The sequence below is a fragment of the Spiroplasma endosymbiont of Seladonia tumulorum genome, from assembly GCF_964020235.1.
Taxonomy (GTDB): domain Bacteria; phylum Bacillota_I; class Bacilli_A; order Mycoplasmatales; family Mycoplasmataceae; genus Spiroplasma.
The window spans coordinates 1,536,463-1,549,110 of sequence record NZ_OZ026545.1; the positions used below are offsets into that span (position 1 = coordinate 1,536,463).

16 protein-coding genes and 1 pseudogene are annotated in these 12,648 nt (G+C 23.8%); 8 read left to right on the plus strand and 9 right to left on the minus strand.

All coding sequences use genetic code 4. The features are described from left to right. Positions 1-23 precede the first annotated feature (23 nt). Positions 24-893 (plus strand): Gfo/Idh/MocA family oxidoreductase, encoded by an 870-nt coding sequence (locus tag AACL22_RS09825; RefSeq protein ID WP_338991804.1) that lies wholly within the window; start codon positions 24-26, stop codon positions 891-893. On the opposite strand, the gene AACL22_RS09830 is transcribed toward AACL22_RS09825, so the two are convergent. From AACL22_RS09830 to deoC, 4 genes are all read right to left on the minus strand, one after another. Next, a complete protein-coding gene (locus tag AACL22_RS09830) occupies positions 880-1,098 on the minus strand; it encodes a hypothetical protein (protein ID WP_338991806.1) in 219 nt (72 codons plus the stop codon). The genes AACL22_RS09825 and AACL22_RS09830 overlap by 14 nt on opposite strands. After that, complete coding sequence (locus AACL22_RS09835; protein ID WP_338990480.1) at positions 1,067-1,246, minus strand: hypothetical protein; 180 nt, start codon at positions 1,244-1,246, stop codon at positions 1,067-1,069. Before AACL22_RS09835 ends, AACL22_RS09830 begins: the two co-directional genes overlap by 32 nt. Before the next feature lie 1,290 nt (positions 1,247-2,536). Continuing rightward, complete coding sequence (locus tag AACL22_RS09840; protein WP_338991808.1) at positions 2,537-3,112, minus strand: hypothetical protein; 576 nt, start codon at positions 3,110-3,112, stop codon at positions 2,537-2,539. 33 nt (positions 3,113-3,145) lie between these two features. Continuing rightward, a complete protein-coding gene (gene deoC, locus AACL22_RS09845; protein WP_338991809.1) occupies positions 3,146-3,808 on the minus strand; it encodes a deoxyribose-phosphate aldolase in 663 nt (220 codons plus the stop codon). Positions 3,809-4,783: 975 nt separating this feature from the next. On the opposite strand from deoC, the gene AACL22_RS09850 reads away from it, so the two are divergent. The 3 genes from AACL22_RS09850 to AACL22_RS09860 all read left to right on the plus strand — a co-directional run bounded on the left by AACL22_RS09850 (position 4,784) and on the right by AACL22_RS09860 (position 5,776). Next, positions 4,784-5,068, plus strand: coding sequence for a hypothetical protein (locus AACL22_RS09850; protein WP_338991811.1), 285 nt, complete (start codon positions 4,784-4,786; stop codon positions 5,066-5,068). Then, positions 5,023-5,517: a hypothetical protein gene (locus tag AACL22_RS09855; RefSeq protein ID WP_338991812.1), complete on the plus strand. Its 495-nt coding sequence runs from the start codon at positions 5,023-5,025 to the stop codon at positions 5,515-5,517. Before AACL22_RS09850 ends, AACL22_RS09855 begins: the two co-directional genes overlap by 46 nt. Positions 5,518-5,608: 91 nt before the next feature. Continuing rightward, positions 5,609-5,776, plus strand: coding sequence for a hypothetical protein (locus AACL22_RS09860; RefSeq protein ID WP_338991814.1), 168 nt, complete (start codon positions 5,609-5,611; stop codon positions 5,774-5,776). 412 nt (positions 5,777-6,188) lie between these two features. Here the strand turns inward: AACL22_RS09860 and AACL22_RS13890 are convergent. Beyond that, positions 6,189-7,165: pseudogene (locus AACL22_RS13890) on the minus strand (IS30 family transposase). A 411-nt stretch (positions 7,166-7,576) separates the two neighbouring features. On the opposite strand from AACL22_RS13890, the gene AACL22_RS09875 reads away from it, so the two are divergent. The 4 genes from AACL22_RS09875 to AACL22_RS09890 all read left to right on the plus strand — a co-directional run bounded on the left by AACL22_RS09875 (position 7,577) and on the right by AACL22_RS09890 (position 9,837). After that, positions 7,577-7,744, plus strand: a complete 168-nt coding sequence (locus tag AACL22_RS09875; protein ID WP_338991818.1) for a hypothetical protein — start codon at positions 7,577-7,579, stop codon at positions 7,742-7,744. Then, complete coding sequence (locus tag AACL22_RS09880) at positions 7,732-8,697, plus strand: hypothetical protein (RefSeq protein WP_338991820.1); 966 nt, start codon at positions 7,732-7,734, stop codon at positions 8,695-8,697. The genes AACL22_RS09875 and AACL22_RS09880 overlap by 13 nt, the downstream gene beginning before the upstream one ends. A gap of 228 nt (positions 8,698-8,925) precedes the next feature. Next, a complete protein-coding gene (locus AACL22_RS09885; protein WP_338991822.1) occupies positions 8,926-9,078 on the plus strand; it encodes a hypothetical protein in 153 nt (50 codons plus the stop codon). 246 nt (positions 9,079-9,324) lie between these two features. Continuing rightward, positions 9,325-9,837 (plus strand): lipoprotein, encoded by a 513-nt coding sequence (locus AACL22_RS09890; protein ID WP_338991823.1) that lies wholly within the window; start codon positions 9,325-9,327, stop codon positions 9,835-9,837. 26 nt (positions 9,838-9,863) lie between these two features. Here AACL22_RS09890 and AACL22_RS09895 read toward each other — a convergent pair whose 3' ends face one another. The 4 genes from AACL22_RS09895 to AACL22_RS09910 form a co-directional block, all read right to left on the minus strand. Then, complete coding sequence (locus AACL22_RS09895; protein WP_338991824.1) at positions 9,864-10,592, minus strand: hypothetical protein; 729 nt, start codon at positions 10,590-10,592, stop codon at positions 9,864-9,866. Continuing rightward, positions 10,570-10,887 (minus strand): lipoprotein, encoded by a 318-nt coding sequence (locus AACL22_RS09900; protein WP_338991825.1) that lies wholly within the window; start codon positions 10,885-10,887, stop codon positions 10,570-10,572. Before AACL22_RS09900 ends, AACL22_RS09895 begins: the two co-directional genes overlap by 23 nt. Before the next feature lie 246 nt (positions 10,888-11,133). Next, positions 11,134-11,286, minus strand: a complete 153-nt coding sequence (locus tag AACL22_RS09905; RefSeq protein WP_338991822.1) for a hypothetical protein — start codon at positions 11,284-11,286, stop codon at positions 11,134-11,136. 228 nt (positions 11,287-11,514) lie between these two features. Next, positions 11,515-12,636, minus strand: a complete 1,122-nt coding sequence (locus AACL22_RS09910; protein WP_338991827.1) for a hypothetical protein — start codon at positions 12,634-12,636, stop codon at positions 11,515-11,517. Between the last annotated feature and the right edge of the window lie 12 nt (positions 12,637-12,648).

Consider the following 12,648-nt stretch of genomic DNA (forward strand, 5'->3'; position numbering starts at 1 on the left):
AAGGTACATAGTGAGGTGCTTTTATGTTAAAGATTGGAACCATTGGTACAGGCAATATTGTGAGTGAATTTATTGATGCTTGTCGTGATGTACAAGGAGTTAAAATTACTTCCCTTTATTCACGTAGTTTAGAAAAAGCTAAATTTTTTGCTTCAAAAAATAATTTATTAGTCCATATTGTAGATAATTTTGAAGATATGTTAGATTATATTGATATTATTTATATTGCTTCACCAAATGGTTTGCATTATCAACAAGCAAAGTATTTTTTGCAACAACAAAAGCATGTTTTAGTTGAAAAACCGGCAACTTTTTTTGCACATGAATTAATTGAATTAAAACAAATAGCAGAAATTAATAATGTTTTTTTGATGGAAGCTTTTAAACCCTTACATTTGCCAGCTTATCAAATTTTACAAACAAATGTTAATAAAATTAAACCTTTTTTAGCTTGTTTTCATTGCAACCAGTATTCAAGTCGAATAAAAGAAGTTTTATTAGACCAATATAATTCTGTTTTTGATGAGACTTTAGAAAAAGGTTCTTTATATAATATGTTAATTTATCCTGTTGAATTAGCAGTTGCTTTATTTGGACCAGTCAAAGATGTTAATGCAATGAGTCATAAGTTAAAGAATGGTGTTGATATTAATAATGCTGTTCTTTTACAACATAGTAATAATATTTTAACTAGTATTGTTTGTTCAAAAGCATTGACAGGCATTAGTCCTAGTGAAATTTTAAGTTATGATACTACAATTAATGTTACTAATCTAACAAAATTAGAAGCAATTACAAAATATAATCGCCTTACAAATCAAACAACAGTTTTACCATTAGGATCAGAACATAATAATAAAATGTACTATGAATTACAATTTACAAAATTTTAATAATTACTCAAATTCCAAATGGAATTAAAATAATTCAAGCATCACTTAAAAAGGTCATTAATTGTGGTAACACAGCATAAACAGCATCTTTAACTTTCATCATTGCTTGTCCCAAACCGCTTCAAATAAAATCCATTCCACCTGAAATAGTAGGAGTATCTGTAGCTAAAAAATTAACAGCTGTTGTTAAATACATACCTAACATTATTCTTTATCCTCCTTGTTTTCAATTTCTTTTTTTCTTTTTTCTTACCTCGAATTTGACGAATTTTTTGATAAATCGATAAACCAATTCAAGCAAGAATTCCTAAAATAATAACAATACTAAATATTCATGTTAACCATACTGGCATAATATATCTCCTTTCAATAAATTAAAAAATTGAAATTTGCAAACTCGCTCCGCTCGTTGTCGCTTTGCTCCACTTAAAAACATTATTGAATAAATTACCCGCTAATAAATTACGCGGGATAATTTATTCTTTTACTTTTTAATTTCAATATCATTTGCAATCTTTTTGACAGTATTAATAACATTATCTTTACCATACTTTTTCACTAACGACCGCAAAATAAAATATTGCTTTGTCTGCATAATTTCAACTCCTTAAAACTAACTTAAAAAAGTTAACTAAATTGATAGTTAACTTTTTATCGGTTGGTATTTACAATTTACAGATTCATTATAAATTACATTTTTTCATAATAATTTTATTAATAAAAGATTTCGTATAACTAGTAGCATTTTTATTAAAATCCTTCTTTATTACTCCATCATTGTCAACATAAATAAATCCTTTTTCAAATAAAGCATCACAGCCAAATAAACACTTAGGTACTACAATATTTTTATCCCTTTTCTCATCCTCATCACATTCAACACATTTTTTATAAAATTAGTCTAATAATATTAACAACAAAATAAAACATAAATAAATAAAAAAGAAAATCATTTGTCAAGTTTTTTCGGGATAATACTAATGGTGTTGACAACATTATTATTTAAACTACTTGTGAAATAACTTTTTATGAAAAACAAAAATCTAATGTGTTTTTGTTTACCATATGTTACCAGAATATAAACCTTAAATTATTCAAAACTATAAAATATTTGTTAAATAATAATGTGGCACCTATTCATTTTTATGATGCTAAAAAATGAATAAAAAATGATTAGTACTTTAGTTATCAAAATTAATACTGCTGAAATTATAAACTAATACATAAGAATGAAAAACCTCTTACAATAAGAATCTAAGATTATATGGAACAGCTTAATATCCTCTTTAAACACCAAGCAAATCCCCCCTGCTAACTTATTGTAATTTTTTACATAATATATTCATTTTTGATGAAAACCTCTTACTTGTTAAGAGGTTTTATTTTTTAAATTCTACTTCTAAACAATATATTTTTGTTTGTTGTGATGGTAACTTATTAATTCATGGTTTTTGGTCAAGCGGAATTGTTTGATAATTAATGTCATCTTGATGGCCATCTTATGGTTCAACACAAATATATTTTGCATCATTTTGACATTTTCAAATTAATACATTTGGATAACCTTTTGTTGTTAAACTAATTTCTCGAGTTGAATCAACAATTAAAACTTTGTTTGTTGTTTGTTTTAGTAACGCATAACATTAACCAGTTGTAAAATCATATTGATTTATTAAAAACTGAGAATTTGTTTCTTTCTTCATTTCTGAACCTAAAAAAGTCACATCAGGAATATGGGTAATTATTTGTGGATTATCAAAAATAATTTTACCAGTATGCTCATCACAAATAAATGCTGGATGTCAACCAAAATTATATGGCAATGATTTTAAGTCAAGATTAGTAATCTTAACTTTATTAATTAATTTATTTGCTTCTAATTGATATGTTACTTCCAATTTAAACAAAAATGGATACTGATGATAAAATTCTTTTGTTGCTCTATATTCAACCACTAATGTATCTGCTGTATAAGTAAGAACTTTTCAAGCAGTAATTACACGAAAAAAACCGTGCCCCATCATCGTATAAATTTTATCTGCTAATTGATATTCATTATTAATTAACTTTCCTGTGATTGGAAAACAAATTGGTCACGATTTTTTTCATGTACTATCTTGTTGATAAATATATTCCTTGCCAGCTTTTTTAAATGAAATTAATTCAAACGGATCAGAACTAAGAGTTGCTTCTAAATTTTTGTTTTTTAAAAAATACATTATTTTTTATTTTCCTTTGCTGCTTTATGTCAACTAATAACCTGTTCGATGTGGTTTATTTTTCATAATATTAACACCTCCACTTGTTCCAATTCGCGTTGCTCCTGCTGTAATCATTGCTAAAGCACCAGCTTTAGTACGAACTCCACCAGCTGCCTTAACTTGCATACGTTCTCCAACTGTTTTTTTCATTAGTTTAACATTGGCAATCGTTGCACCTGCTTTACTAAAACCTGTTGAAGTTTTAACAAAATCAAGACCTGCTTCTTCTGCTAACTGACACGCTTTAATAATTTCTGTATCAGATAATAAGCATGTTTTTAATATTACTTTTACAATATGTTGCCCAGCTGCTTTTTTACATGCTGCCATATCGGCACGAACTAAATCATAATTATTTGATTTAAACTGACTAATATTCATTACCATATCAATTTCTGTTGCTCCATCGGCTAATGCCGTTGAAATTTCTGTCACTTTTGTTATGGTAGCATTCGCCCCCAATGGAAAACCAACCACAACGCAAACATTAACTGTAGTATCTTGTAATAAATTATGCGCTAATTGAACATAAGTTGGATTAATACAAACGGATGCAAAATCATATTCTTTTGCTTCAGCACATAATTTTTTAATTTCTACTATAGTTGCATCTGGTTTCAATAAAGTATGATCAATATATTTATTTAATTTCATTTAATAATTCTCCCTGTTGTTCTTCATTAATTTGAACTGCTTCTAAAACACGAATCGCCGCAATTGAGTAATCTAATAACCGCTTCATTTCCGAATAGTTCTCACTATTTATTATATTAATAAAATACTGTACTATGAAGTGTAGCACTTTATTTGATTTCAGTATAACACCAATAAAATAAATGTTCAATATAATTTATTTTAAAAAAATTAGTAGTCGGAAAAAAGCTTATGTTTTATAAAAATTATAAATAAAGTAATTAAATACAAATTAAAGTAATCGCCTATTAGAACGATTTTTTTATTTGCATTATTCATCAGATAGTATCTTTAAAATTAAAAATTAACCTATTTTGCCCTACAAAATAGGTTAATTTTTATAATTTCCTTTCTGTGATTTATTATATTTTTTCGGTTTAACAACTAATAATATCATTTTTAATAAAGGTACTATCTGATGAATAATGCAATACTAAAACTTAATATTTTGATGCTTAAAGATGGATAACTCATCTATGGCACGAAATCTTAAAGAAAGTGTGAAAGCGATTGGATTTACTCTCCTATTTATTTCTTTAATTCTCGACAAGATTAATCACTTGTGAAATGTCAGAGCATGTGTTTTTTTGCTTGTTTTCATAAAAAGAGTGCTGTTAAACCGAAAAAACAATATCGGACACTAAAAAAACAAGAGGGTTGGAACTCCAAAAGGTTATTTTCTTTATATAAAGTTGTCTAGGGATGGATGAAGCGTAATTAATAACTGGGTAAACTGTTTTTTTATTTCCGTATGGGGGTAAACTCTATCAAAATATCCTATCCGCCCCCGCTCACTCCCCAAAGTGAAGCGGGCGGTGAAGTAATTAAATACTAAAATAAATTACAAGAATTAATGATATGTGCTTATCCAGTAACTGCAAATAATATTAATGATGAAATTTGAGCAACAAATAAAAAAATTAAGGAGTATATATAATGACAGAATATAAAAGTTTGTATATTAATAAAACTTGAAATGAAATAACAACATCTATTGATTGAGTTAATTGTCAACCTATTAATTGTCGTATTTCACATCATAAAAAGCATTATGATTTGCAATGTTTAGAATGAGCAAAAATGTACTTAATTTTATTTGAAAACAAGTGAGATATTATTGCTTCTTATATGCAACATTACAAAATTAACGATATTTTAGATTTAGCATCAGATGGATGAAAAATATTACAAATTGACAAAAAAATAAACCAGATAAATTAAAATATATTATTGCAATTGACCCTGCTGGAATTGGTCAAACTGGTATTATTATTTATAATGTTTTGCAAAAGAAAATAATTAATAATATTACTTTTAATTCCAAAAATGAAGAAGAAGTAATAAATAATATGTATTTAATATTAAATGAGTTTAAAAATAAAATTTGTTCTTATTTAAATAAAGTTATTGTAATAATTGAAGATTTTCAACTTCACAAAGGTTTAAAAATAAAAAATCCATTATCTACTCCTAAATTCATTGGTGGTTTAAAAGTTTTATGCAAATATCTATTTAATTTAAATTATGTTTTACAATCACCAGTTGTTAAGAAAAATTATATTTATAAAGGAAATATTAAAATGACAGAGCACGAATTAGATGCTTGAAAACATTTACAATATTTTTTAAAAAAGGAAGTGATAGATAATAACAATAACAGAATCAATTAAATTTAACAAACTTAAAGAAGAAAATGAAACACTTAAAAAAGAACTTGCTGAAAAAGAACAAGAAATAAATAGTTTTAAACAACAAATAGATATGGCACATAATTTTAATCAAAATTTAGGTAGTGAAATTGAAGAATTAAAACAACAACAATTATATAAAGAAGATTTTTACAAAAATCCATATTCAACAGGTTTTATCGATTGAATATTAGTTGACAGTTCAAAATATAACAAATTATCTAATAAGGATGTTAAATAATGTCTCAAACAAAAAAATTTACCTAAAAAATCAATAACTAATAAACCTAAAATAAAAAATAAAAAAGTTAATAAGTTAGAATTAACTGTTAGATTACATGAAAATCCTATTAAAACAAAAATTAAGGCTCTTGTTGCTGGTGGTGTTGAAGTTGATGCTTGTTCGGCTAAATGTCAGTGAGAAGGATTAAATTACTCAACATTATCAATATATAACCCATCTGTTTTAAATGAGTTTTTGAAATTATGTAAATTGTACTATGAAGTGCAGCAATTTATTTGATTTCATTATAACATCAATAAAATAAATGTTCAATATAATTTATTTTAAAAAAATTTAATAGTTTTGTCTTAAATTTATGAATTTTGACACACTGAAAAATAAAATGATTAAAATTTTATAAGTAATCATATTAAAAATTAAACATTTGTATAAAAACTTCTTTTAAAGATAGTCAATGTAAAGATTTTTTAAGTTTAGAGTTTATTATATTAGCAACTTCTTGATAATAATTTCTTGAATAAATACTTAAATCAGCCCCTTTTAAAAATTAATGTCTAAAATCACGAATTGCTCTTTCAACTTTGGGTTTTTGTGTTGGAGTTCCAGCATCACAAAAATATACTTTAGCATTTGTTATTTTTTCAATTTTTTCTCAATCAGCAAATTCTTTGCTTTAATCTGTTATTATTTCTTTGCATCTATCTTTGAAAAATCTGTTAGAAAAAATTCGTTCTACTGTGTTTGTAACTTCTTTTGTTGTTTTTTCTTTTAATGGTTCAATGATTTTAAATTGGGTTAATTCTTCGATTAAAACTAAACAAACACTATTGTTTTTACCAACCATAGTATCCATTTGAAATCAACCAAATTCATATTTATCATGTTTTGCTTCTTCAATAGTTCTAAAATTTCTTATTTTTCCACGGTTATCAATTCTATTTTTTGTTTTATATTTTCTACCATGAAAATACAAATTATCTTTCGTGAAATTTAAAAATCCCAAATGAATATATTTATATAAAGTTTTAAAAGATACTGGAAATTTAACACCAAACTCTTTTTCATATTTTTACAGATTTGTTCTGATGAATCATGAAATTTGTTATATTTTTCATCTAGTCATTCTAAAATATTTAGCAATAATGATGATTTTTTAAAACATTTTTGTCGTTTTTGTAAATAATCTTCGTGTGCTAATTTAGCGTCATATTCATTATCTTTTAATCTTTTTATTTCTCGTCTAATTGTATTGCGATTTTTATGCAATATTTTTGCTATTTTAGATATATTGGGTTGACCATTTTTTCTTTTTAAAGAATCAAGTTCTAATAAATCTTTTAACATTACTTTTTCTTTAAAAGTAAAATGATGCTTTGTTTTATCCATTTTAAAAAATCCCTTCTTTTATATACAAAGTTAATTATATAGTTTTTTGAGATTTTGGGCGAGCGGTTGATTTTTAATAATTTTTATGATAAAATGACTTAAAAGTTAAAAAAAGTTTTGAAAATCCTTCAAATAAATTTGGGAACCTTTATAAAATTCTTCGCTTAACGCTTAGAATTTTTCCCAAGTATTTTGAAAAGCGCGGCAAGAGTTTTTTTAAACTTTAAGGCATTTTTCACAAACTATAGAAAATCCCGCGAGCCCAGATTTAGTACAATATAATCACAATAATAATCATTTAAATAATTACCTTTCTCAAATATGCTTTAAAAGTGCTTGACTTGCATATATATATAATGTCAATAGATCTTAAAAAAAATTTTCAAGATTAAAGAAAGGAAATTATATAAAATGAAAAAACTGTTAAGTTTATTAAGTGTATTAACAATTAGTGGAATTTCTGTGCCAACAACAATTGCCGCCAGTTCTTATCAAAAAGAAAATAAAAAATTATTAAATAATAATATTAAAAATTTAAAACGAATTAAAAGAAGTTATCCCCATCTTTGCAAAATATAATTACAACAATTAATATTGGTAAAATAAAAAAAGTTAACAAAAAAACTATTTTAAAAAGATTAAGTGAAATTAATCACCCAATTGTGTCAAGAACTGATTTCTTAGAAAATGTTGAATTTGAAAATATAACCGCTAATTCAGCAATAATTTATGCTAGACAAAATGTTTTGCACGCAGAACAACCAATACCTCATTCAAAAAGATTTACAGTTAATTTTGATTCTAATGTAGTTAATTTTAATGAAATATTAGGTGTAACAAATGAAAACGTTATTTTAAATTTTGGAACAATTATAAATAATAGGCCCGAAACAATTGTAAATGAATTTATACAAAGATATGAATTAGAAAATTTATTGACAGTTGATGATTTAATAATTACAAATTTAACAAGCAGCTCAGTATTAATAGAAAGTTTAAATATTAATTATTTACTTTCTATAAATATAATTTTTATTTCAAGATATTTAAGTTTAAGAACATTTATTACTAATACTAATTTAGGTAATTTAGAATCAAATTCAAAGAAAAATATAATTGATAGAATAGAACAATTAAATAATTTAAATTATCATCATGGTAAAAATATAAGATTAGAAATTAGAAACATTACAAGAAGTTCAGCTGAAATTTTATTTAGTCAAACAACTAATAGTAGTAGTTCATTACATACATTTCATTCTACTGAAAATCTTGATTATAATGATGTATTGAGGGTTTCTTTTTCTATAAAAAAAATTAATTTATCATCTGTTATTACTAATACTGATTTAGGTGATATACCAGATAATTCATTTCAAACAATTATTAGAGAAGTTATTAGAAGAAATCCAAATTCTAAATTAACAATTAATGATTTAATTAATTTAATAGAACACAGGATTATTTTTTATGAAAACACAGGCGAAGGTAGAATACAATTTTATACTGAATATTTAGAAAATACACCTTAATACAGGCAACATCGTTATTTCTTTTAATGTTATACATTTATCATCTGTTATTACTAATACTGATTTAGATGATATACCAGATAATTCATTTCAAACAATTAATTATTAGAGAAGTTATTAGAAGAAATCCAAATTCTGGATTAACAGTTAATGATTTAGTAGTTATAAGAGCAACTACAAATTCAGCAACAATTACAAGTCAAAATAATAATTATTTTGGAAATATCAATGTATCTTTTAATAGAAGTAAAAAAAAGTAATCAAATATATAAACTACATGATGATAATTTAAATGATAATACTATTGAAAAATGATATAAGTTTTTACAACCTGATCAATTAAAAATCAGTTTTAACAAAGAAACCTGAGAAAAAAAATAAACCACATATTGAAGCAATAATTAATGTTGTAAATAAATTTTCACTAAGTAATCATAGTTTATTTCAAAAATATAATGAAGAAAATAAAAATACTTTAATTGCTTCTTTAATTCGTCATTTTACAGAAATAAATTATAGTTTTCAGTCAAGAAATTATTTATCTGTTACAACAAATACATTTGGTCTTACTTTTAATATTGAAAAAACGAAACTAAAAATAAAATAATTAAAGATGAGATTTAAAATATGAAAAAAATATTAAGTCTTTTAGGAACAATCACTTTAATTGGAACAAGTACACCAAGTTTAGTTGCTTGTAATAAAAAACACGAATATACACCAGAAGAATTAGAAAAATTTAAAAAAGAAAATAAAATAAATACAAAAAACCAAACCATTAGAGACAATTTAGAATGAATAGCACCACAAGAAAAACCATTTAACAAAATTGATGATAAATATTATTTTGTTGTGTGGCGTGGCGATAAAAATGATAATTGAAGAATTGCAAAATTTAAAAATGATAATATATATAAAAAAATAGATGAATATAATAATTTTTGGGGAATTCGTAAAGCTTTTGTTAATAATTATGGCGACGGAATTGTTATAAATAAAATAAAAAATAATCAAGAATTAAGATATAGAATTTGGCCTAATAATGATTATTTTAAAGCAGTTTATCGTTGAAATTTAGATATACAAGAGCCTAATTTAATAGTTGATAAAGATGGAATGGTAAAAGTTAATGAAATATAAAAAAGTCATTTTAATAAGTGACTTTTTTATATTTCTAATGTAATCAATGATATTTTTTCATTATTTCTATTAAATAATTGTAATTTATTAATATTAATTTGTTTTTTTTCTGTAAAAATTGTAATATCATAATTCCCATAGCCCCATATCCCAGATATTTCAATTTGATTTAAAGAAAATAGTTTAACATCATAAGTTATTTCAATACTATCTTTAACTAAATTTTTAGTCATGCTTATTCAAACTGCTTTTGAATAAAGTAATCTATATCATTGTGAAAAATAGTTTAAATAGTCTTCTATTCTGTCATTAGAAATAATTAAATTAGTTAAATATTTACCATATTCACCATCAGATAGTTTAATTTCAGCAGGAATAAGAGAAGGAATGCTATTTGTTTCTAATTCATTTGTTATGGATAATCAATTAAAATAATTTGCTTCTAATTGATAAATAGGGTTTTCTGAAATATCTTTGTTTTTAACAGTTACTTTAATTTTATTGTCTTTTTTGTTATTAACATTTCTTTGTTGTTTTAAATTTCAATCAGTAATTTGTCCAGTTTTTGGGTCAATAAATGGTTTATTTGGTTCATCAACACTATTTCAACAATAAACTGATTTAAAATAATTATCCGCTGTTTTTCATCAATAAACTCAACCATCGCCTATTATTTGCAAATTAACTTGTCCAAAACCTCTATTTTTTAAATTTAATACCCGTCCATTTCAATTATCAACAATTCTTTTTTTCATTGTCACTTAAAAGAATATTATTTTCAAATTTAGAAATATGCCAATCATCATTTTTATTTACACGTGATATTACAAAATAATATTTATCATCAATTTTGTTAAATGGTTTTTCTTGTGGTGCTATTCATTCTAAATTGTCTCTAATGGTTTGGTTTTTTGTATTTATTTTATTTTCTTTTTTAAATTTTTCTAATTCTTCTGGTGTATATTCGTGTTTTTTATTACAAGCAACTAAACTTGGTGTACTTGTTCCAATTAAAGTGATTGTTCCTAAAAGACTTAATATTTTTTTCATATTTTAAATCTCATCTTTAATTATTTTATTTTTAGTTTCGTTTTTTCAATATTAAAAGTAAGACCAAATGTATTTGTTGTAACAGATAAATAATTTCTTGACTGAAAACTATAATTTATTTCTGTAAAATGACGAATTAAAGAAGCAATTAAAGTATTTTTATTTTCTTCATTATATTTTTGAAATAAACTATGATTACTTAGTGAAAATTTATTTACAACATTAATTATTGCTTCAATATGTGGTTTATTTTTTTTCTCAGGTTTCTTTGTTAAAACTGATTTTTAATTGATCAGGTTGTAAAAACTTATATCATTTTTCAATAGTATTATCATTTAAATTATCATCATGTAGTTTATATATTTGATTACTTTTTTTTACTTCTATTAAAAGATACATTGATATTTCCAAAATAATTATTATTTTGACTTGTAATTGTTGCTGAATTTGTAGTTGCTCTTATAACTACTAAATCATTAACTGTTAATCCAGAATTTGGATTTCTTCTAATAACTTCTCTAATAATTAATTGTTTGAAATGAATTATCTGGTATATCACCTAAATCAGTATTAGTAATAACAGATGATAAATGTATAACATTAAAAGAAATAACGATGTTGCCTGTATTAAGGTGTATTTTCTAAATATTCAGTATAAAATTGTATTCTACCTTCGCCTGTGTTTTCATAAAAAATAATCCTGTGTTCTATTAAATTAATTAAATCATTAATTGTTAATTTAGAATTTGGATTTCTTCTAATAACTTCTCTAATAATTGTTTGAAATGAATTATCTGGTATATCACCTAAATAAGTATTAGTAATAACAGATGATAAATTAATTTTTTTTATAGAAAAAGAAACCCTCAATACATCATTATAATCAAGATTTTCAGTAGAATGAAATGTATGTAATGAACTACTACTATTAGTTGTTTGACTAAATAAAATTTCAGCTGAATTTCTTGTAATGTTTCTAATTTCTAATCTTATATTTTTACCATGATGATAATTTAAATTATTTAATTGTTTTATTCTATCAATTATATTTTTCTTTGAATTTGATTCTAAATTACCTAAATTAGTATTAGTAATAAATGTTCTTAAACTTAAATATCTTGAAATAAAAATTATATTTATAGAAAGTAAATAATTAATATTTAAACTTTCTATTAATACTGAGCTGCTTGTTAAATTTGTAATTATTAAATCATCAACTGTCAATAAATTTTCTAATTCATATCTTTGTATAAATTCATTTACAATTGTTTCGGGCCTATTATTTATAATTGTTCCAAAATTTAAAATAACGTTTTCATTTGTTACACCTAATATTTCATTAAAATTAACTACATTAGAATCAAAATTAACTGTAAATCTTATTGAATGAGGTATTGGTTGTTCTGCGTGCAAAACATTTTGTCTAGCATAAATTATTGCTGAATTAGCGGTTATATTTTCAAATTCAACATTTTCTAAGAAATCAGTTCTTGACACAATTGGGTGATTAATTTCACTTAATCTTTTTAAAATAGTTTTTTTGTTAACTTTTTTTATTTTACCAATATTAATTGTTGTAATTATATTTTGCAAAGATGGGGGATAACTTCTTTTAATTCGTTTTAAATTTTTAATATTATTATTTAATAATTTTTTATTTTCTTTTTGATAAGAACTGGCGGCAACTGTTGTTGGAACAGCAGTCCCACTAACGATCAATACACTTAATAAACTTAACAGTTTTTTCATTTTGTTTAATTT